Below are 21,235 nucleotides of genomic sequence, written 5' to 3' on the forward strand. Positions count from 1 at the left end.
GTTCCAGCTAACTGTTTGGCGTATGGCTACAATCGCATCGACTCTACCATGGCATATGAGTTGCTACTGCTCTTGCTGAGGCTCTCGGGGCTGGTCCTGAGAAGCCGAAGATTGCCTGCAGGGAGACATGGAAAATGAACGCGGTCGTCGGGCGCGGAAAATGTGCCAAAGCTGCGGTAGGTGCCAGCAAGATGGTGCAGGCCGCCGAGCATAAGGGCTGCCGCACCTCGTCCAACTCCGGGCAGGCGAGTTGCGGCTCGCGGGCAGGGCAAGGCGATCTGCCGACCGAGATCTGGGAAAAAGTGAAGAGCCATCCCTGCTACAGCGAAGAGGCGCATCATCATTACGCGCGCATGCACGTCGCAGTAGCGCCAGCCTGCAACATCCAGTGCAACTACTGCAACCGCAAATACGACTGCGCCAACGAATCACGTCCGGGCGTGGTGAGCGAGAAGCTCACGCCGGAGCAGGCGGTAAAGAAAGCGCTTGCGGTCGCGGCCACTATTCCCCAGATGACCGTGCTTGGCATCGCCGGTCCCGGCGATCCGCTGGCCAATCCAGAAAAGACGTTCAAGACGTTCGAACTCGTCGCCAAAGCGGCTCCGGACATCAAGCTGTGTCTATCAACCAATGGGCTGAGCCTGCCAGATTATGTTGACGTCATCGCCAAGTCCAAGGTTGACCATGTCACGATCACCATCAACATGATCGACCCCGAAATCGGCGCCAAGATCTATCCTTGGATCTTCTTCAACCACAGGCGCTACACCGGCCTCGACGCGGCAAGGGTACTTGCCGATCGCCAGCTGCTAGGCTTGGAGATGCTTAGCGAACGGGGGATCCTGTGTAAGGTCAACTCTGTGATGATCCCGCATATCAACGACGGTCACTTGGTCGAAGTGAACAAGGCGGTGAAGTCGCGCGGCGCCTTCCTCCACAATATCATGCCGCTGATCTCCGCACCCGAGTACGGCACGGTGTTTGGCCTCAACGGTCAACGCGGGCCGACAGCGCAGGAATTGAAGGCGCTGCAAAATGCTTGCGAAGGGGAGATGAACATGATGCGTCACTGCCGTCAGTGCCGTGCCGATGCTGTGGGTCTACTCGGAGAAGATCGCAGCGCAGAGTTTACGACCGACCGAGTCATGAAGATGGACGTCAAATACGATCTCGAGATGCGCAAGGCTTACCAAGACCGGGTAGAGGATGAGCGTGCTGCCAAGGCCGCGGCCAGCAAAGAAGAGCTCGGGGAATTGGCCGGAGCGGCGAGCGAGATCTCGCTTCTGGTGGCAGTCGCAACCAAAGGCTCCGGCCTGATCAACGAGCACTTTGGACATGCGAGGGAATTCCAAGTCTACGAACTTTCCACATCCGGCACTAAATTCGTCGGCCACCGCCGCGTAGACGTCTACTGCCAAGGCGGTGATGGGGAGAAGGATAGGCTTTCGACTATCATTCGCGGCATCAATGACTGCCACGCGGTGTTCGTGGCCAAAATCGGCGGCAGCCCGAAAAGCAACCTGATCAAGGCCGGAATCGAGCCGGTTGATCAATACGCGCATGAGTTGTTTGAGAAGTCGGCGATCTCCTGGTTCCGATCTTATCTCGACCGGGTGAAAAGCGGTGAGATCCAGCACGTGAAGCGCGGCGACGCGTCGATTCGGCAGAAAGCCGTGATCTCTGCGGCGTAGGGGGGGATGTGCCATTCAAGATCATTGCTTCGCAGTGTACGAGCTGCTCAGCCTGCGAACCCTTGTGCCCGAACGTTGCAATCTCTGAGAAGGCGGGGAGCTTCGTCATTGAACCGGCAAAATGTACCGAATGCATTGGCTATTTCGACGAGCCGCAATGCGTCGCCGCCTGTCCAGTCGACAATACCTGCGTTGTTGACACATCCTTGGCGCGATACCAGGCGCCAGCCTAAAGGTGAGCCCAGTGAACGGATTGCCGCCGCTTGATGATGCGAACCGTGCCCAGGAATGAGCCCATGCGCCTGCTCCTGCGAAGCGAGCCCCATCGCAGCCTCGCCGTCTGGCCCGGATCTTCGCTTGATGTGCGAGGAATGGCGCCGATGCTGGCCGGCCAGCACAATGAAGTTGATCGCGCCGTTGCGCGCCGCATCGCTGCAGCTGTTCTACCGATTGATGAGTCATGCGGAGGTCGAGTGCCGCCACTCTCTGGCATGGGTTGTCCGCGATGAGTGGCCGTTAGCCATGGCGAACGACCCGAACGCCTCCGTGCGATTCGAGAATATGCAGGGACTGTTGCCGAGGGTGCGAACTGCACCGCAGCACGGTCCTGACCGGTATCTCCGCCTTGAAATGGCGTGCGGCATTGCCGCTGGTGAATCGCGGGATGTCTTCGAGAATGAGGACAAATCGATGCAGGCCTCGCTTGCGCTGGTATGGCGGCGGCCCTGCGTGTCCATGAGGAGCGCTGCATGAATAAAATCGTTCGCGATAGCGACGTCGTCGAGCTCAGCGGGCCGCCTGTCTTCAGCTTTAGCGAAAAGGTACGGGCCAATCGCACCATCCGTAATGATGGCACCTTTCGCGGCAAAGAGATTGGCGAGGTGTTGGTCAAAAAGGGAGAGGTGGGTTACGTCGTTTCGATCGGAACGTTCCTGCAGCAATTCTACATCTACGGCGTCGAGTTTCTCGAACGTGGCTACCGCGTTGGCATGAAGCGCAAGGAGCTTGAGTCGGTGGACGCGTGCGAGGAGATCGATGATTTGCCATTGCCGGAAGAGGCTGTGTCATGACTGAGGACCGCTTTCCGAAATATCGGCGGGGCCAACGCGTTAAAGCGGCGGTCGACCTCATCAACGATGGCTCTTTTCCCAATACGGAACCCGACGGGATCGTGCTCGGCGCCGGAGCAACCGGCGAGATCGTCAGAGTCGCTATCCATACCGAAGCCGACGTGCCGATCTATACTGTCGATTTTGGTGTGCAACGGCTCATTGGCTGTTTTGAAGAAGAAATCACGGTGCTCTGAAGGGGGGCTTTCGCGATGACTGCCGCGCTGATGAGGAAGGTAAAAACCGGGTTGGTTCCTCACCCAAACGAGCTCGATCGCATGCGGATCGAGCGCGGCTTGAGCTCGCGCAAGCGCTATCTGTATGTCTCGCCGAACGTGACGCCAGTGAGGGGTGGTTATCTGATCGAGAGTCCCTGTTGCTCGCGCAATATCGACCAGGATGGTGGTCTCATTGATGTCGCGCTGATTCTTTACGACACCGTCAGTGGGATCTGGAAGCTGTTTTGCAAGAACCACGCGCAAGGGATCTGGGAATTTTACAGCCTTTACCACCACTTGACTTCAGCAATCGATGAGTTGAACGCGGATCCGGAGCGCCTGTTCTGGCAATGACGACGACCACCTTAGGGAGTCCTAGAGGAGCCACGATGGCGCTTACTGCGGAGGAATTGATTGAAATCGAAGGGCTGCTTGCTGTCGACGGCGCGGACATGGGCCCCCTTGTCGAGCTGCGGCGCCGCTTTCCGCAGCTTGCATGCGTTCGCTGCGATGCGTCGGATGTGACGGATCAGCCGTTCCGGCGGTTCCCTCGTTTCGATCTGCATTTGCTCGACGGGTCGGATCACTGCGTGCAGATTACGGCCGATCCGAAGCGGGCGACCGGCATCGTGTTGGCAAGAAGGAATGTTGCGCGGTGAGCGGGATTGAACTGGCAGCGCATCGGCTTGATGGTGCGGACAGGATGGAGGCAAATACGTCCTTCATTCCATTGTCCGATCCCGATATCACCTTCGCCGAGCTCTCCGCCGTGGAAACGATTCTGTGCTCGCCGCAGATCTCCAATGGGTCGGTCACTGAGGCGTTCGAGCACGCTTTTGCAGCCTATCTTGGCCGCAAATATGCCGTTGCGGTCTCGAGCGGCACCATTGGGCTCGTGCTTGCGCTCAAGGCGGTCGGCATCGGGCCAGGGCAGGAAGTCATCGCTTCGCCCTATTCACTCCGCGAGACCGTCCATGCGATCGGTCTTGCAGGCGCGCGGGCGGTATTTGCCGACATCGACTATTGGTCGGGAACATTGGTCCCAGATAAAGCCGAAGAGCGCATCACGGCCCACACGCGGGCGATTGTCGCCGGCAATCCCAACGGCCATCCCGCGCCGTGGTCGGAATTGCGGGCGATCGCGCAGCGCCACCATCTGGCGCTTCTAGAGGATTCCACCGAAGCAATCGGATCGCGCTACAAGGGCGAACTCGTCGGCCGGTTTGGCGACCTGGCGGTCTTCGACTTTGCCCAGCCCTTGGCCCTAAGTTGTGGCGAAGGCGCAATGGTGGTAACGGACGATATCGACATCGCGGTTGGCTTGCGTCGCTATCGCGCCCACCGCCTGGACGAACGCTCCTCCGTGATCGTCGGTGCCGCAGCACCATACCAAGCCGGCATGAGCGATCTCACGGCAGCCTTGGGTCTGGCGCAGCTCAAGCGTCTCGATGAAATCCTGGAGCGTCGTCGGCTGGTGGAGCAGCTCTACAACGCGCATATGCAATCATTTGAGGGCATCAAGCCGCCTTACGTTGGTCCCCATGTGACCGAGGTGAATTGGTTGCTCTATCTCGTCCATCTTGGAACACGCTTCACGCGATCCGGTCGCGATGCCATCGTCGATGATCTGCGAGTCGCCCAAATTGAAGCCGTCGCTTATAGCCATCCGCTGCACTTGCAACGCCACTACTTCGAACTCGGCTATCGACGTGGCGATTTCCTTGTTGCCGAAAAGATCGCCGATCGCGCCCTGGCGCTGCCGTTTCACACCCATCTCACGAACGACAGGATCGAGTTCATTGTCGAAGCCGTAAAGGATGCCTCGATCAACGTGGGCGCAGGGGCAGCGATCTACTGAGATGCGCGTCATCCACCACATCGAAGGACCACGATTGAATGCGATGATCCCACTTGCAACGTCGCGCGAGATGAGCGGGGCGACCGAGGGGGGCCGTGGGCACGAAGAAGACCTGCTCGAAAGTAGCGAGGCGCGGTCTCCAAGCCGCGGCTGGAGGCCACGCAAGCTGCCGGAAACGGAGCACGTCGCAACAGAGATCGTCAGTTTCGGCTCGGGTCTTTAAAGTCGGCCAAATAGGGGTTGCCATGACTTCTCAACAGGTCATCATTCACGTCCGCTTCGCTCCAAACGGGAGAGTGATCCAAATCAGCGAGCGCCCGGCGAAGCTCACGCCGAACCAATGGTTTGATGTCCTCAATACCCGTGCCGGCTCGACCTATCGGCCGCTCGCTCGTGGCCGCGGCGTTTTTCGGCTGGCCCGGGCTGCAGTCGAAGCTTTCAAGCAGGAAACTGCGAGGCCTGGATAAGCAAAGGGATGATCGGCCCGATGTGTGATCAGATCGAGGTGTTCGCCGTCTGTCCGGTCGATGCCATCGAGCGGTGTGGCGCCAAGGCCTTTAGCTTGTCGCAGGTAGACGACAGCGGCGAGAGCCGGCCGTTTCCAATTGTTGTGGTTCGCACTTTTGACGATGACTATCTAGGCTACGTCAATCGTTGTCCGCATGACAGCTTATGGCTCAACATCGGCTCCGGCGAGTTCTTCTCCTCCGATCGCTCCTTTCTCAGATGCGCACGGCACGGTGCGAAATTTGAGATCGACACCGGGCTGTGCATCGATGGTCCCTGCACTGGACAAACACTTGAGCCGATCGCACTCGCCGTCATCGAAGGTGACGTCTGCCTGTGTGGCATCAAGCTACTTGAGGATGATCGGTTTTCCGAGCCGTTCGAGGACAGCGACGAAACCATGGATATAACGATCCATCCCGATTAGCAGGCGTCACTTGGCTGTTGCTCAACACGTCTCCGGGGCGTTGTCGCCGAATAATGCCATCGTACCAGCGAGTGCTGGGCGCGGACGCGCGTCAATGCTTTGGCGTTGAGAGGCGAACAGCCGAACCTCGTGCGACCGCGACCTTCGCGGCACCTAGGAGGTGCTTTGGCGCTAGCGCACCAAATCGAGCCAGCAGGCCATTGCCGCCGCTGGATACGATGTCTTTGAGAAGGAAATGCCCTCGGCGGTTACGCCGAGGGCACCGTCTGGGCTGGTTGAAATGGGGGGACCCAGACTGACAGGACCGTTTGGTCTGGAGGAATGACGATCCTGTGTCACAATTCTTGGACGACCGCCGAAGCGGGCGTAGCAATTGCAATGCCAAGCTTTCGCTCATGCGATGCCCTTAGCGAGTGCCGCACCATAGTCAGCCGGTGGCGGCCGCCAAGGTCGAATGCACGAACGGGCGCGTTGGCGTGGTCCGGCTATTGTGCGTGCGAACGGTGCGCAACGCGAAATGCTGAAGCGGGAGCGTATCAAACGCGATGTGCCATATGTCACGCATGGAACAAGGGAGGGCGACAATGTTGCAACCTCGGCATAATTGTCAGTCGCGCCGGATAATCGTCAATCGCGCCGGAGCATCGAATGAGATCGCTGAAGAAATGATCGCTACGCATCTGGTGCGGAACTTGCTTGGAAAAGTTGGATGGTTGCGTAAGTAATGCGGAGGGAGACACCGCGAGGTTGAAGCTGATCAAGGAGGATATTCTAGATGTCGAGTATCGCTGATCGTCAGCGATCATCATCGGCATGTCGCCCGCTTTCGCAAGCTGGAGTGGGAATTAGTAGGATCAATTGGTCGATGCGGCGTTCGACTGAGGAGCAGGTTGTTCGGGCGGATGCGCTCGGATCTTGTCTCTTTTCAGATGATGGAGGCCGTTGATTTCAGGATAGGCGCATGAACGCAGAAACCGAATTCGAGCTTCCTCAACTTTATAGGCATCACGTCTTTGCCTGCAACACGCAGCGTCCGCCGAATCATCCGCACGGCAGTTGCGGCGCTTCTGGGGCGCAGGCCCTCTGGGATCGGATGGGCAAGGCGATCGAAGCGCAAGACCTCACTGATGTCGGTTTCACGGTGACGGGCTGCCTTGGCTTTTGTAACTCCGGTCCTTTGATGGTCGTCTATCCAGACGGAATCTGGTATCGCGCCACCACGCCTGAGGACGTTGATGAAATCGTAGACTCTCATCTCAAGCAGGGCAAACGTGTCGATCGCCTCGTGATGGTGCTGAGGCGAAGCTAAAGGCGTCGCTTGAGCGCCGCTCGCCCTTTGTATCGAACATCGCAGGCCTATCCGCCCAGTAGCTAGCATCTTGGAACGTTCGACAATGATCGGGTGCCCTAACGCTTCCAGTACGTGCCCAACACGGGACTGCTTACTTGTCGCTATGGCGTTGGTTTCAAGAACATGCGCTACAAGCTAAGCCTTGATCGGATTCTACTCATGATCGGGGCCGAAGAGCCCTGAGCTCATGTCCTTGCAAGTGCGGTCGTTCTCTCGCAGGGGGCGACCGCCTTGAATTCTCGGCGCCGATAGGCAGGCGGCCGCTTCTGCTAATGCCGGGAAGCACGAGCAGGAGCCTATCACTAGTGGCTCGATTTGATTGTTTTCCACCACTTACCGACACATCCGTGACGCACAGCGCGAGCAATGCTGGGAGTGGCTCCTGGTCACCGGCGAGACGACGCGTCTTTACGCATCATCTCGCTGGCGTTTGTACTGTATTATAACGGAGAGACGCGTCCGGCGACCCGGCGCGTCCGGGAAGTTCACTGAAGCGTGTTTCCAGCCTCAGAACTTGTAGGTGATGCCACCGCTGACGAGCCATGGGTCGATATTGGCGCGACCAGTGACGGCAATCGCATTGTTCACGGTCGCCGAATAATCCGGCCGCAACCACAACTTCTTCACGTCGAAGTTGAGGCCCCAATGGCGGTCAAGCATATAATCGAAGCCGAATTGGACCGCGGCGCCGAACTGGTTGGCGATGTGCAAATCCGTCACGGCAAGGCCGGCGAGCGACGTATTGGCAGCCGATTGGTTGAAGAATACGGTGTAGTTGATGCCCGCGCCGATGTAAGGCTTGAGCGGGCCGAAATCGGTGAAGTGATATTGCAGAGTCAGCGTTGGCGGCAACAGCCAAGCCTTGCCGATATCTAGTCCATTTAGCTTACCTGTGCCGCTGATGTGATGGCGGCTCACACCGAGAATGAGTTCGGCGGCAACGTTTCTTGTGAAGAAATAGGTGATATCGAGCTCCGGTACCGCTTGGTCGCTGATCGATAGCCCGGAGGCTGGCGAGGATAGCGGCGACGCCCCGGCGACATTGACGGAGCTGCCTGCGGTATCCGGTAAAACGCCGAGAACGCGCAGGCGGATCATCCACGGATTGAAGGGTTCGATTGGGGGGGCTTTGTAGTAGATAGGGGCCTGCGCCAGATCGGCGGCCTGAACCGACATGCTGGCCAACGAGCTCGCGAGCGCGAGCAGCGATGTCGTCGTCAGAATTGCTTTGATCCTCATCGAATTCTCCATTCCAAAGTTCGCGCGAAGAGTCGCGCGAGACCTCTGTCACACATGGGAGACGGCGATTGATTTGATGCTGATCAAAATGGCGGCGCACGTAGCGCAATTATGCAGCCACGTTGCATAAGGATCACGACCACGAAGCTCCGTGGTTCTGTCCGTATCGTTTATTCAGTTTAACATTCCGTCTGAGCCGAATCTATTCAATAACCGTGTCTCGGCTCAAAGCTCTGATCAAATCCGGGCTGCAGGAATCTTGTGCGCGATAGAACTGCGGTGGTTTCCCACACCGCAGGCGACGACATGTCTTATTCAAACCGAGCAATCTGAGCGCCGCTGGTTACGAAGAGCCACGCACGTCGGCCGTCTCGCCGAACATGCCGTCGGCCATCCTGACCAAGCGATAAGGCAGGATCGTTGTTCGCATTGGTTGGCGGCGCAGTCGTATGATCGATCGTATCCTCACATCTGCGGGCAGTGCGTGCCCTGTTGTTCGTGGGAGCATCCCTCAAGGTCACCTTGCGCGTCCCGGCCAAGCAACGACAGCACGGCTTCATGATCGAATCCGGCGCATCTTGTACCATCGACGTCGATCAGCGGACGTCTGATCAGGAGCGGATCTGCCAGCATTAACGTCAGTGCGCTCGCTGCGTCGATTGCGTCAGGATTAACTTCGCCTGACCTGATACGAGGCGCGGCTCGGTTGAACCAGGATGCAATCGGCGTCCTGCCGAAGAAGTGTCGCAATTCCTCCGCAGCCCACGGCTCCTTCAATATATCCTTGGCTATCACGTCATGGCCAGCGGCCTTCAGCGCCAGCATCTGACGTGCATTGGTGACGCAGCCGGGTTTTTGATAAAAGACGATTGTCGCCATGGTCTGCCTATGTGGGTTCGCTGAGCTGAACGATCGGCGACGGGTTCCGCTATGTCGGAGAGCGCATTTGACGCTCGTGCGAATGATCACACATAAGCGGCTTGAGCACCGTACCGTGCTTGCGCCCCTTCTTAATGTCTTCGTTGGACGATTAACTCATCAACGAGAATTGGCCTTTCATGTCTCGCAAACGAAGCGCGGAGCAGAACCGCAGCTAGTTTCGATCCGAGGCACCCTTGTAAGTGCCTTCAGGCTCAGGCGCGTCGTTCTGATCAGTTGGATCAATTGGTCGGTGAGCCGCACAATTTACCTCGCATCATCGACCACGAACCCCATCGCCGGTCACATGCCTTAGAGATGCCAACCTCGACTGCATCTCGCTCTGCCCAAATTGCCGACCACTGGCTTGCAAGAAGAGGAGCAAGTCCCGTTCCATTTGAGAGCATTGGATCTGGTCATGCCAAGCTGCCGTTTTCCAGCCTGATTGGTTGGCCGGTGTTCGTTTTCTGACAGCCGAGCGGATCCTGTCCGGTGCAAAACACTCCGGGGTTGTTCAACGGCTCGTTGGCTTTTTAGAATGCAATCAGAAGCTTAATGAGCGCGGACAGTGTTGGCACGACGGTTGCTATTAAGCGGCAGCAACACTGAGTGAGGGCTGAGTGCACGCCGACGCGTAAGGCGAGCGATGCGCTCCTTCCCTTGAACCCGTGTGCCCCGTTTCTGAGAGAGAAACAAGCTCGCGTGTAGGAAGCGCGCAACTTTTGGCAAATCGGTTGATGGAGAACAACATGTCTTCACTGAGACAAATCGCGTTCTACGGAAAAGGCGGCATCGGCAAGTCGACCACTTCCCAGAATACGTTGGCGGCACTGGCCGAGATGGGTCAGAAAATCCTGATCGTGGGATGCGATCCTAAGGCGGACTCGACCCGCCTGATCCTGCATGCCAAGGCGCAGGACACGATTTTGAGCCTTGCAGCGAGCGCCGGCAGCGTGGAGGACCTCGAACTCGAGGACGTGATGAAGGTCGGCTACAAGGACATCCGCTGCGTGGAGTCCGGCGGTCCTGAGCCGGGTGTCGGCTGCGCCGGCCGCGGCGTCATCACCTCGATCAATTTCCTGGAGGAAAACGGCGCTTATGAGGACATTGACTATGTGTCCTACGACGTGCTCGGTGACGTGGTTTGTGGTGGCTTTGCGATGCCGATCCGGGAAAACAAGGCGCAGGAGATCTATATCGTCATGTCCGGAGAAATGATGGCAATGTATGCCGCAAACAATATCTCCAAAGGCATCCTGAAATACGCCAACTCTGGCGGCGTGCGGCTGGGCGGCCTGATCTGCAACGAGCGGCAGACCGACAAAGAGCTGGAACTGGCGGAGGCGCTGGCCAAGAAGTTGGGCACCCAGCTGATCTACTTTGTGCCGCGCGACAATGTGGTGCAACATGCCGAGTTGCGCCGCATGACGGTGCTGGAGTATGCGCCCGAGTCGAAGCAGGCCGATCACTATCGCAATCTTGCGACCAAGGTTCACAACAATGGCGGCAAGGGCATCATTCCGACCCCGATCTCCATGGACGAGCTCGAGGACATGCTGATGGAGCATGGCATAATGAAGCCCGTCGACGAATCCATCGTCGGCAAGACCGCCGCCGAGCTCGCGGCCTCGTAAGGTCGCGGGTCGCGGCCTTGTGAAGGCGCGCGACGGATGCCGGTCTCCCTCACCCCCCATCCGGGGAGACCGGCATTCTGACGATCACCCGGCCAGCTAGAATGGGACGGGGCAAACGTGACGCTGTAAAAGATTCATGCCCAAAGCGAACTTCCATCCGTTTGCAGCTGTTTGCGCCGACGCGGGCAGCGAGGTGCAAAGAGGAATTGCGACCTATCGAGCGCTCACTGGTGTGCCTCCCGAAGAGGCCGACATTACGACCGACAGCAATTTCGATTGCCATGTCCTGGCGTCAATTCTGGCGGCCGCCTCGATGGATGGTGGCCCGCTTCCCGAGAAGGCCGGCCTGTCCGGCCACGAGCTGGCGGCCCTGCTGGACCACCATTTTCCATCGATCGGGGTCAAGGTGTCGGAGCAGCTCCTGGCTTTCAAGTGCGATGAGAACGACGAAATCGCAATGGTGCGCGATCTCTTGCTCAAGCAACGCTCAACGGAAGGACGTATCGGGGGTTGGCTGGCCGCGATGATCGCACGCCGCGCCATAGAGCCAAACCACTTGTGGGAAGATCTCGGATTACGCAATCGTGGCGAACTCTCTCGGCTGCTAAGTCGCCACTTCGCGCCGCTCGCCGCGCGCAATAACAACAATATGCGCTGGAAGCGCTTCTTCTACCGCTCGCTGTGCGAGGATGAAGGCCTCGTCATGTGTACAACGCCCGTTTGCACGCAATGTAGCGATTTCAATCTCTGCTTCGGCGAAGAAAGCGGCGAGAGCCGGATGGCAGAACGTCGGCGTGACGTTCTGTTGCAGACGGCTCGCCCGGTCATCGGCGTCGACTGGCCCATTTAAGCCGTTGCAAGGCTCGATCGCTCAAGTCAGCTAGAACCCGCGCGCGCTTTGGCGAGTTCAGCAGGAACTGGAGGGCGCGGCCTAACGCCGTTTCGATGCGCGCGCGACCATGGGTCTAAGGCGGGCGGGCCACAAATACTCCGCGACATTCGTGCCTACCGGCGTGTCGCAATCGCGTTAACATTCGAGCTCGGTGTTGCGAGAGGCAGGATGAGCCGTCCGCTTCATAAGCCTGTCGCGTTTGCGACAATCAATTAGCGAAGGCAAGCTAGCCGCTGAAGTAAGCATATTGTTTTCAACGGGTTAAAAAGCGTGGCGGGCTGGCATGGGGGTTGCTGAAGCGCCTGTGGGTCAAAAGCAATAAGGAGCCCTTTCGTGATGGCCGCTACCAAGACCGCCAAGCCGGCTTGGCCCGAGCAGGCGAGCGCCAAGCCGACCGTGCTCAACGACACGACATTACGCGACGGCGAGCAGGCGCCTGGCGTTGCGTTCACCACAGAGGAAAAGCTGGCGATCGCGCAGGCGCTGGCGCGGGCCGGCGTGACGGAGATCGAGGCGGGAACGCCCGCGATGGGCAACGAGGAGATCACCGCCATCCACGCAATCGTCGAAGCAGAGCTTCCGCTGACCACCATAGGCTGGTGCCGGATGCGCGAAGCCGACATCGACGCGGCGATCGAAGCGAAGGTGTCCATGGTCAATGTGTCGATCCCGAGTTCCGATATCCAGATCGCGGCCAAGCTTGGCGGTCGTCGCGACCTGGCGCTGGAACAAGTGAAGCGAGTCGTAGGTTATGCACGTGAGCGGGGACTTGAGGTTGCCGTCGGCGGCGAGGACTCCTCCCGCGCCGACATCGACTTTCTCATCAGACTGATAGCCGCGGCAAAATCGGCGGGAGCGCGTCGCTTTCGTATTGCCGATACGCTCAGTGTGCTCGACCCGGACACAACCTCCGCTCTGGTCGGAAATTTGCGGGCGACCACCGATCTCGAACTTGAGTTTCATGGTCACGACGATCTCGGCCTCGCAACCGCCAACACGCTCTCCGCCATCAAGGCCGGCGCGAGCCACGCCTCGGTAACCGTTATCGGCCTCGGCGAACGGGCTGGAAATGCACCGCTCGAGGAAGTCGCGGTCGCGCTCAAGCAGCTCTACAGGCGCGAGACCGGCATCATACTTCCGGAACTCGAGAAGGTCGCCGCAGTGGTTGCAGCGGCAGCCGCACGTGCGATTCCTCTGAACAAAGCCATCGTCGGAGAGCATATTTTTACGCATGAATCGGGCATTCACGTGGATGGCCTTTTAAAAGATCAACGTACCTACCAGTCGCTTGATCCGGTTCTGCTTGGGCGCCGCAACAGTTTTGTGATCGGTAAGCATTCCGGGCTGTCGGCGATCACCGCGTTGCTCAATGAATTACAGCTCGTCGCCAGCGCCGACCAAGCCAGACAGATCCTGACGCAAGTCCGCAAGCATGCCATAAAGCACAAGGTGCCGGTCGAGCGCGAAACAGTAGCAGCGATCTGGCGCGATGTGTGCGGATACTTGTCGCCCCACCCGGCCTGAAGAGGCGTACCCAGCAAGATCTGGACAGGCTATTCGAAAACCAAGCGCCGCGAGGACGGTATCGGGCATCGTTAATCGACGGCCACGACGGCCTGCCTCAGCATGGTCGCGCGAGGTTGGCTGCAGCAGGATCACCAGGCGGTGCCGCGCTGTCGCCGATCGTCCACGTGCCAATTCAAAGGGAGTTTTCGATGAGTAACTCGCACCCATCAGCCGGTATCCTGGATCGGCTCAACAAAGCCTCGTCCGCGGAAGAGTTTTTTTCACTGCTAGGCGTCGAATACGACCCCGGAATCGTCAATGTCGCGCGCCTTCACATCCTAAAGCGCATGGGACAATATCTTGCCAAGGAGCAATTCGCTGGTGCCGCAGAACCGGACATCAGAGCTCGTTGCAAAGCGATGCTGGAACAGGCCTATGCCGACTTCGTGGCATCGTCGCCAATCGACCAGCGGGTGTTCAAGGTTTTGAAGGATGCTGTTGCAGACCATGACAAGCCGATGGCCTTTGTCCCATTGAGCGAGCTGAAGTGATCTCGCGCTTTCAAGGTTTGTCACCAAGTGTGGCGTGGTGATGATCCCTCGTGCAACCTTCGTCTTCTTCCGGATCGACTCTCCGCAGCCATGGCTCGCGCGGCGCTGTCGTATTCCCGACCCATGTTCGGAGTGGTCGTGTCCTGGGGATTAGCAGCCCTTCCAAGTGTCCCCTAAGTCATTGCGTTCGCCTAATCTTCCCCGAGTTTTGCAACTGGTACGACACTTGCTGTTGTCGGGTCGATCCGGTCATCGATGCAGACAAATGGTAGCCGTTCGAGATGAGATTTGAAGGAAGACCTTTCACGCTACGTCTACTGCCGGCCGAGTTGTGCGGCATCATCTCGTGGTTCACGCTCGCGCAGTGGCACCCCAAATGGCTTTTGACGCAATTGAAACTGCCATCGAGCCCGCGATGGGAGGCAATGGGTAACTCGCCCGTCAGCGCCACACCTCGGAAACGTATGCATATCATCGTCCAAATCAGGCGGGTGCCCACTTGCGCGCAGATCCACAGCTACCTCAGAGCCGATAGCAACATGCGCCAGGAAAAGAGCCAAACCTCCCCTGCGAGTCGGCGGCGCTGGCGGCCGAGCACTCATCGCATGAAAGTGCGGTGGCATCGACCGAGTCGTCACGGCCGATGCGGAGCGCTAGGCCGAAAGCAAGGTGCAGCTATTGCGCAGCAAGCGGACCGGCGTAATCAGCCATGGAGAGAGTCAATTAGAGTGACCGCAGTGGCCAGGCCGCCTTGCTGGCGCTTGTCGAATAGAGCGCGCAATGAACCTGTCTTGGGGCCATCTCGGAACTTGGCCAGCCAGGTACGTTCACCCCGTGCGACGCCTCTCGTTGCGCGGTCGGGCCGCGCCGAGCAAGCGGAAACAACGAGCAGCAAGCCATCTGCTGATCAAAAGTGATCTCCAGCCAGCCGAAGTAGAAACCAATCCTGTGGCGCGGGCGCGCGCATTTTGAGGGGAATTTAAAGCATGAGCAATGTCACCAAAACGGCCGCGCCGGCGGCCGGCCGCGCGGCGGCCAAAAAGGAACTTCCGGAGCACTTCAAGGCCTACAAGCATGTCTGGGTTTTTGTCGAGCAGGAGCGTGGCCAGGTGCATCCGGTTTCCTGGGAGCTCATGGGAGCGGGGCGCAGGCTTGCCGACAGGCTGAAGGTGAATCTCGCCGCGGTCGTTATCGGTCCGGAGGGGCAGCCGACGCGCAACGCCGCGCTGGAGTCATTTTGCTATGGCGCCGATCTGGCCTATCTCGTGAGCGACAATGTATTGTCGGATTACCGCAACGAATCATACACTAAAGCGCTAACCGAACTCGTCAACACCTACAAGCCTGAGATCCTGTTGTTAGGCGCGACGACACTCGGTCGCGATCTTGCAGGTTCGGTGGCGACCACCTTGTCGACGGGACTCACAGCCGACTGTACTGCGCTCGACGTCGACGCCGACGGTTCGCTTGCGGCGACGCGTCCGACCTTTGGCGGCTCGCTGCTGTGCACGATTTATACCTTGAACTATCGTCCACAGATGGCAACCGTCCGCCCGCGCGTCATGCCGATGCCGGAGCGCGTCGTACGCGATGCCGCTCGTATCATCATCCATCCGCTTGGCCTTGTTGAAGACGATATCGTCACGAAGGTGCTGACGTTCATTCCCGACCGGGATTCCGAAACGTCAAATCTAGCCTATGCCGATGTTGTCGTCGCCGGCGGCCTAGGACTGGGATCGCTCGAGAATTTTCGGCTGGTGCGCGAGCTAGCAACTCTGCTTGGCGCCGAGTATGGCTGCTCGCGTCCTCTGGTGCAGAAGGGATGGGTGACGTCTGACCGGCAGATCGGCCAGACCGGCAAGACCATTCGGCCAAAGCTCTATATTGCGGCCGGCATTTCCGGCGCGATCCAGCACAGGGTCGGCGTGGAGGGGGCGGACCTGATCGTCGCCATCAATACCGACAAAAACGCGCCGATCTTCGACTTCGCCCATGTCGCGATCATCAGCGACGCCATGCAGTTGCTCCCGTCGCTGACGGCCGCATTTCGCGCCAGGCTTTTGCCGGATTCGCGCGCCCGGCTCGCGGTCTAGAGGAGATGCCGTGATGATCGAAGAGAGGTTTGATGCGATCGTGGTCGGAGCCGGTATGGCTGGAAACGCAGCGGCGTTGACCATGGCCAAGCGCGGCATGAAGGTGCTGCAGCTCGAGCGAGGCGAATATCCGGGATCGAAGAATGTGCAGGGCGCAATTCTCTATGCCGACATGATGGAAAAGCTGATCCCCGAGTTTCGCGGGGAGGCGCCGCTCGAGCGCCATCTGGTCGAACAGCGGTTCTGGATGATGGACGATCGCTCGCATGTTGGCATGCACTACCGCTCGGATGACTTCAACGAGGAGCGGCCGAACAGATACACGATCATACGCGCGCAGTTTGACAAATGGTTCTCCTCGAAGGTGCGGGAGGCCGGCGCGACCGTGCTGTGCGAGACGACAGTCACCGAGCTCGTACGGGACGACCGCGAGAGGATCGTCGGGGTTCGTACTGATCGCCGCGACGGCGAAATACACGCCGACGTCGTCGTGCTGGCCGAGGGTGTCAATGGCCTGCTCGGGACGCGCGCGGGCCTGCGGTCGCGGCCGAAACCCGATAATGTGGCACTCGCGGTGAAGGAAATGCACTTTTTGCCTCGCGAGACTATCGAGGCCCGTTTCAATCTCAAGGGCGACGAAGGCGTTGTGATCGAGGCGGCCGGTACCATTTCTCGCGGCATGACCGGAATGGGTTTCATCTATGCCAACAAGGAGTGCATTTCGCTCGGCATCGGCTGTCTCGTCGCTGATTTCCAGCGCACCGCCCAGACGCCCTACGGCATGCTCGATCATTTCAAGCAGCATCCGTCCGTGGCGCCGCTCATCGCAGGTTCCGAAGTCAAGGAATACGCGGCGCATCTCATTCCTGAAGGCGGCTACAAGGCAATCCCGCAGCTCTACGGCGAGGGCTGGGTGGTGGTCGGGGACGCGGCGCAGCTCAACAATGCCATTCATCGCGAAGGTTCCAATCTTGCGATGACTTCAGGCCGCATCGCGGCCGAAGCGATCGCCCAGGTAAAATCGCGCCGCGAGCCGATGACCGCGACAAATCTGTCGCTCTACAAGAAGATGCTCGACGAGTCCTTTGTCATCAAAGATCTAAAGAAGTACAAGGATATGCCGATGCTGATGCACACCCATTCGCAAAACTTCTTCCTTACCTATCCGCAGCTTATTTCCAAGGCGCTGCAGAACTTTGTACGTGTCGATGGCACGCCGAAGGTTGAGAAGGAGAAGGCGACCTTGAAATCCTTCGTCAAGGCGCGGTCATGGACAGGTCTGTTCGGCGATGCGTGTCGTTTTACCCGGGCCTGGCGCTGACCGGCAACAGTGTGAAGTCCAGCAATGGAAGATCAAAGCATGAATGTCGAGCCTACAGTACGCGTCGAAGACAAGCTGTACTACAACCGCTATCTTGTCGACGTCGGTCGCCCTCACGTCACGGTGCGCGCGCACACGACGCCGTCGCCACAGCTACTTGCGCTTTTGAGCGCCTGTCCCGCGCGATGCTACGAACTCAACGACAACGGCCAAGTTGAGATAACCGTCGACGGCTGCATTGAGTGCGGCACCTGCCGTGTGATCGCCGAACCCACCGGTGACATCAAGTGGAGTTATCCGCGCGGCGGTTACGGCGTGCTGTTCAAGTTTGGGTGAAGTGCAACAAAGGGCCGCGATGTGATCGCCATGAGACGGGGGATTTCACCGCCTTTGCGGGCATTCTGGCTCATCTGCACTGCAGGTGGATTCGAACGAGGCGCGCAGCCGTGGGGGACGCCCGGCGAGGCACAGCTTGAGGATATTACACCCGCTCTGGACCGGCGAAGGACTGGTTGTGGCACCATTGAGTGGTGCCACAAACGGAGTCGATTCGACGGCGCAAAGGATATTCAGCCCATCGCCGTGGAAGGAGCCGGGCCGGCGGCCTCGATCGCAACCGCCACTGATTGCACAATCGCAGCAAAGCGCACGGCAGTCTGGATCACTCCGGAACTGACGCCCTCAGCCCGCAGCGTCTTCTCGTGAGCGTCGACACAGGCACCGCAGCCGTTTATGGCCGAGACTGCTAGCGACCACAGCTCGAAATCGGACTTATCCACGCCGGGATTGCCGATCACGTTCATGCGCAGCCGTGGCGGCATGGTCTTGTATTCCGGATTGGATACGAGATGAACGAATCGGTAGTAGACGTTGTTCATCGCCATCACAGAGGCTGCAGATTTCGCTGCGGCGATCGCCGCAGGCGTCATCACGGCGGTGGCTGCCGCTTCAATCGCGGTAATCAGGGCTGCATTGCGAGTGGCAATGGCGCTCGCCAGCAGCAGGCCGTATTGTCGCTGCGGCGACAGCGTATCATCGGCCAGCAATGACGCAAGGTTAAGCCTGACGTCCTTGGCGAAATTGGGAATCGTCTCATTCAACTGCTCAATCGACGACATGCCGCCTCACGCAACCTTCAGTGTTTCGCCGCCGACTTCGCGGTTACAGGGACAAAGTTCGTCGGTTTGTAGCGCGTCCAGAACGCGGAGCGTGTCCTTGGGGCTACGCCCGACATTGAGATTGGTCGCATAGATGTGTTGGATTGTGTTCTCGGGATCGACGATAAAGGTGTAGCGATAGGCGACGCCCTCGGGCGAACGCACGCCAAGGCCATCGACTAAGGTCCCTTTTGTGTCGGCAAACTGCCAAATCGGTAAATTGTGCAGGTCTGCATGCGAGCGCCGCCAGGCAAGCTTGCAGAACTCATTGTCAGTCGAACCACCCATTACGACAGCATCGCGATCGGCGAATTCCTTGGATAGCCGGCCGAACTCGGCGATCTCGGTCGGACAGACGAACGTGAAATCTTTGGGATAGAAAAAGATGATCTTCCATTTTTCGGGGAAGCTCGTTTCGGTCAGCGTCTCGAACGCGCTGTGTCCTTCTTCTTCATGCGCCTGAAAGCCGGGCTTCACGCCAGTGATTTCGAACGGCGGCAACTGACTTCCAATTCCGAGCATGCTGACCTCACAAGTTTGCTTTGCGTTTGTGCCATCACTGGTGAAGCAAGCTATATGCCATCCGTTCTCAAGATCGGATTGTCGCAACGAAGCTAACCAGCGGCCCGGGCGCAGGCATCTGATCGTGAGGTCCGATGGCTCTCACATCCGCCTCCATTGCGCCGCGTGGAAACGCGATGCTCGATCGCTTGGAACCGTCGGTGAGCGCGTGCGTATATCACGAGTGGGGTACCGCAGTTAAAAAGTCGCAGCCAGATTCCTCGACCAGCGATTGAACCGCTGGTCGAAACGGCTACTTGCCTACCGAGAATGGACCTCGGCGCTGGCGGCACAGCATCCGGATATCTCACGGTGTGAAACGGCTGCGAAGCTAGGGTTGTTTTTGTAAGCCGTGAAGGAGCGCAACCGGCGATTCCGGAGCCGATCTTGGCATTATTCTCGCAACCGTCATCAAGCTGTCCGGTATCATAGTCCCCAAATAGCTCCAGCTGGGATTGAAAGCGCGGCGTCGCGCCGGGCGCGTGGCGACGTCGCGCCACCATTCCTCTACGGCTTGACGATCGCAAGGGAGCAGCATGCCAACATCACCCGTAAAAGCGCTCCAATCGACAAGGGAATTTCTTGGAACAGCTGTCAGGAGCGGCACACCCCGAGTGATCGCGTCAACAAATTCAGCTCGCAGGCCGCGGCCAACCGCTTCTTGTTTGGCGAATTTGCTGATCACGAGGAGATCGACTTTGTCGCGAAGCGCTTGGGAAACGACAACTGCGGCCTCAGCTAGTCCGTTTGTATCGAGCGTACAGGACGCTGCCCCGCTGCCGAGTAGCTGGGAAATCGAGATCTCTCGCCCTGTCGCAACGTCGACGGCGAGCATAACGTGCGTGCCGTTTGTATTTATAAAGTGTCGCTGGACGATGCCGCCGACGCGTACGTCATGCCGCGCGAGATCCTGGACGAAATCGGCAATCAGCCTATCGGCATCGTCCTTTGGCTGGTAGAGAATCGCCGCCAAAGCTGTCGGATCGACGTTGTCAAAATTGTCGATCATGGCCGTGATCCGAGTTCTGTTCGTTTCGGGTGTCGGCGCGCCGCTGTAGAGCATCTCCGAGTGGTATCGCAGGCGTTATGAGCAACCGCTCGGGGGTTGAGACCGGCAAGGCTCGCGCGACCTCGGCGAATACGTCCATTCCGTTGCTGAGCCCTAGCGTATCATAGGAGCGGCGTGTGATGCGGGACAAAAGCGGCACGCCCGAACGGCCAGTTTCGAGCGATAGAACCAACGTGATCTCCGATTCGTCGAACGGAAGGGAGGCTTTGATGCGTGCCGGAAAGACATTCAGGAAGGAGCTTGCGCGTGGAGCCTCGCGCACGATGCTGACATCGGCGGCTGCAATGCGCAGCCGTAGCTGCGCGCCAGGTCTGAGCGGCGGCCCAGGTATTAGCAGACGCGCGCCTCTGAGGCGGACGATGATGAGTCCATAGCGCCCGTCGTAGCCGCCGACCACGGTATCAACGCAAACCGCCGCTTCGCCACGCGCGGCAAGCGCTGGATGACTCTGAACGACTTGAAGCGGTCCGGCCGCAGTCACGATGCCATCTTTCATCATGACGAGATGATCGGCAAAGCGCTCGATGTCAGCCATGTCATGGCAGACATAGATCATCGGCAACCTGAGCTCTTCACGCATGCGCTCGATAAATGGCAGAATCTCGCGCTTGGCGGGACGGTCGAGCACAATGAGCGGGTCATCCAGCAAAAGTAGCCGCGGTTGGGCTAGTAGCGCGCTGCCTAGGGCAACTCGCTGTCGCTCGGCGCCAGAAAGATGTGACGGAGAACAGTCAAGCAGTGACGCTAAGTCGAGCAACTTGACCACACCTTCAAAGTCGATCAGTGTCACCCTCGATTTCGATGCATTGTACAGAAGGGTGCGCTTGACAGACAAATGAGAAAAAAGAATGGGTCGCTGAAATACATATGCGACAGGGCGCAGATGAGGCGGTCGAAACGTCGTCTCGTTCTGCCAAATTTCACCATCAACGCCGCAGAATCCACTCGGTAGAGGCTGGATGCCGGCGATGCAACGCGCGAGTGTGGTCTTGCCGCACCCCGGAGGACCGAAAATCGCCGTGACACCTTTGGCCGGTACGATGAATTGCGCATCCAGCGGGATGCCTGCGGGAGCACCGTTGAAGGCGACTTCGATATAACCCGGCCTTGCTTCTCTCACCTGCCCGCGCCTA

General features: G+C 58.7%; 23 protein-coding genes. 17 read left to right on the forward strand and 6 right to left on the reverse strand.

The genetic code is table 11. The features are described 5' to 3' along the window. Window positions 1–134: 134 nt before the first annotated feature. From nifB to XI02_RS10105, 10 genes are all read left to right on the forward strand, one after another. Complete coding sequence (gene nifB, locus XI02_RS10060; protein ID WP_016848169.1) at window positions 135–1,691, forward strand: nitrogenase cofactor biosynthesis protein NifB; 1,557 nt, start codon at window positions 135–137, stop codon at window positions 1,689–1,691. An 8-nt stretch (window positions 1,692–1,699) separates the two neighbouring features. Then, window positions 1,700–1,924 carry a 4Fe-4S binding protein gene (locus tag XI02_RS10065; protein WP_075968411.1) on the forward strand — a complete coding sequence of 75 codons (225 nt, stop codon included), beginning with the start codon at window positions 1,700–1,702 and terminating at the stop codon, window positions 1,922–1,924. 166 nt (window positions 1,925–2,090) lie between these two features. Then, window positions 2,091–2,444, forward strand: a complete 354-nt coding sequence (locus XI02_RS10070; protein ID WP_028343130.1) for a hypothetical protein — start codon at window positions 2,091–2,093, stop codon at window positions 2,442–2,444. Continuing rightward, window positions 2,441–2,761, forward strand: a complete 321-nt coding sequence (locus XI02_RS10075; protein ID WP_016848171.1) for a nitrogen fixation protein NifZ — start codon at window positions 2,441–2,443, stop codon at window positions 2,759–2,761. The genes XI02_RS10070 and XI02_RS10075 overlap by 4 nt, the downstream gene beginning before the upstream one ends. Continuing rightward, complete coding sequence (locus XI02_RS10080; protein ID WP_016848172.1) at window positions 2,758–2,997, forward strand: nitrogen fixation protein NifZ; 240 nt, start codon at window positions 2,758–2,760, stop codon at window positions 2,995–2,997. The genes XI02_RS10075 and XI02_RS10080 overlap by 4 nt, the downstream gene beginning before the upstream one ends. A gap of 15 nt (window positions 2,998–3,012) precedes the next feature. Further along, window positions 3,013–3,372 carry a DUF3024 domain-containing protein gene (locus tag XI02_RS10085; protein WP_016848173.1) on the forward strand — a complete coding sequence of 120 codons (360 nt, stop codon included), beginning with the start codon at window positions 3,013–3,015 and terminating at the stop codon, window positions 3,370–3,372. A gap of 35 nt (window positions 3,373–3,407) precedes the next feature. Further along, complete coding sequence (locus XI02_RS10090) at window positions 3,408–3,677, forward strand: hypothetical protein (protein ID WP_016848174.1); 270 nt, start codon at window positions 3,408–3,410, stop codon at window positions 3,675–3,677. A gap of 44 nt (window positions 3,678–3,721) precedes the next feature. Further along, window positions 3,722–4,876 carry a DegT/DnrJ/EryC1/StrS aminotransferase family protein gene (locus tag XI02_RS10095; protein ID WP_016848175.1) on the forward strand — a complete coding sequence of 385 codons (1,155 nt, stop codon included), beginning with the start codon at window positions 3,722–3,724 and terminating at the stop codon, window positions 4,874–4,876. Window positions 4,877–5,351: 475 nt separating this feature from the next. Further along, window positions 5,352–5,810 (forward strand): Rieske 2Fe-2S domain-containing protein, encoded by a 459-nt coding sequence (locus XI02_RS10100; RefSeq protein ID WP_016848177.1) that lies wholly within the window; start codon window positions 5,352–5,354, stop codon window positions 5,808–5,810. 961 nt (window positions 5,811–6,771) lie between these two features. Continuing rightward, window positions 6,772–7,119 (forward strand): ferredoxin, encoded by a 348-nt coding sequence (locus XI02_RS10105; RefSeq protein ID WP_035632565.1) that lies wholly within the window; start codon window positions 6,772–6,774, stop codon window positions 7,117–7,119. Between the two features lie 549 nt (window positions 7,120–7,668). On the opposite strand, the gene XI02_RS10110 is transcribed toward XI02_RS10105, so the two are convergent. After that, window positions 7,669–8,412 (reverse strand): OmpW family protein, encoded by a 744-nt coding sequence (locus tag XI02_RS10110; protein ID WP_016848180.1) that lies wholly within the window; start codon window positions 8,410–8,412, stop codon window positions 7,669–7,671. A gap of 453 nt (window positions 8,413–8,865) precedes the next feature. Beyond that, complete coding sequence (locus tag XI02_RS10115; RefSeq protein ID WP_016848181.1) at window positions 8,866–9,279, reverse strand: ArsC/Spx/MgsR family protein; 414 nt, start codon at window positions 9,277–9,279, stop codon at window positions 8,866–8,868. Window positions 9,280–10,067: 788 nt separating this feature from the next. Here XI02_RS10115 and nifH point away from each other — a divergent pair. The 7 genes from nifH (at window position 10,068) to XI02_RS10150 (ending at window position 17,651) form a co-directional block, all read left to right on the forward strand. Then, window positions 10,068–10,952, forward strand: a complete 885-nt coding sequence (gene nifH, locus XI02_RS10120) for a nitrogenase iron protein (protein ID WP_026192307.1) — start codon at window positions 10,068–10,070, stop codon at window positions 10,950–10,952. Window positions 10,953–11,088: 136 nt separating this feature from the next. Next, window positions 11,089–11,802 (forward strand): nitrogen fixation protein NifQ, encoded by a 714-nt coding sequence (locus XI02_RS10125; protein ID WP_210291207.1) that lies wholly within the window; start codon window positions 11,089–11,091, stop codon window positions 11,800–11,802. A 378-nt stretch (window positions 11,803–12,180) separates the two neighbouring features. Beyond that, entirely contained in the window at window positions 12,181–13,368 is a 1,188-nt protein-coding gene (gene nifV, locus XI02_RS10130) for a homocitrate synthase (protein ID WP_016848184.1), read from the forward strand. Between the two features lie 191 nt (window positions 13,369–13,559). Further along, the gene (gene nifW / locus XI02_RS10135) at window positions 13,560–13,901 is read left to right on the forward strand and encodes a nitrogenase stabilizing/protective protein NifW (RefSeq protein WP_016848185.1); all 342 of its coding nucleotides are present in this window, start codon (window positions 13,560–13,562) and stop codon (window positions 13,899–13,901) included. Between the two features lie 986 nt (window positions 13,902–14,887). Then, window positions 14,888–15,994 (forward strand): electron transfer flavoprotein subunit alpha/FixB family protein, encoded by a 1,107-nt coding sequence (locus XI02_RS10140; RefSeq protein ID WP_016848186.1) that lies wholly within the window; start codon window positions 14,888–14,890, stop codon window positions 15,992–15,994. 13 nt (window positions 15,995–16,007) lie between these two features. Further along, window positions 16,008–17,315: an FAD-dependent oxidoreductase gene (locus XI02_RS10145; protein ID WP_016848187.1), complete on the forward strand. Its 1,308-nt coding sequence runs from the start codon at window positions 16,008–16,010 to the stop codon at window positions 17,313–17,315. 39 nt (window positions 17,316–17,354) lie between these two features. Further along, window positions 17,355–17,651 carry a ferredoxin family protein gene (locus XI02_RS10150; protein WP_016848188.1) on the forward strand — a complete coding sequence of 99 codons (297 nt, stop codon included), beginning with the start codon at window positions 17,355–17,357 and terminating at the stop codon, window positions 17,649–17,651. A gap of 233 nt (window positions 17,652–17,884) precedes the next feature. Here XI02_RS10150 and XI02_RS10155 read toward each other — a convergent pair whose 3' ends face one another. The 4 genes from XI02_RS10155 to modC all read right to left on the reverse strand — a co-directional run bounded on the left by XI02_RS10155 (window position 17,885) and on the right by modC (window position 21,222). After that, window positions 17,885–18,433, reverse strand: coding sequence for a carboxymuconolactone decarboxylase family protein (locus XI02_RS10155; protein WP_016848189.1), 549 nt, complete (start codon window positions 18,431–18,433; stop codon window positions 17,885–17,887). Between the two features lie 6 nt (window positions 18,434–18,439). Continuing rightward, window positions 18,440–18,994: a peroxiredoxin gene (locus XI02_RS10160; protein WP_026192308.1), complete on the reverse strand. Its 555-nt coding sequence runs from the start codon at window positions 18,992–18,994 to the stop codon at window positions 18,440–18,442. 370 nt (window positions 18,995–19,364) lie between these two features. Next, complete coding sequence (locus tag XI02_RS10165; protein ID WP_016848191.1) at window positions 19,365–20,042, reverse strand: DUF2478 domain-containing protein; 678 nt, start codon at window positions 20,040–20,042, stop codon at window positions 19,365–19,367. Beyond that, window positions 20,026–21,222, reverse strand: a complete 1,197-nt coding sequence (gene modC, locus XI02_RS10170; protein WP_077230995.1) for a molybdenum ABC transporter ATP-binding protein — start codon at window positions 21,220–21,222, stop codon at window positions 20,026–20,028. Before modC ends, XI02_RS10165 begins: the two co-directional genes overlap by 17 nt. Window positions 21,223–21,235 lie beyond the last annotated feature (13 nt).

The organism is Bradyrhizobium sp. CCBAU 21365 (genome assembly GCF_015291305.1).
Lineage (GTDB): Bacteria > Pseudomonadota > Alphaproteobacteria > Rhizobiales > Xanthobacteraceae > Bradyrhizobium > Bradyrhizobium elkanii.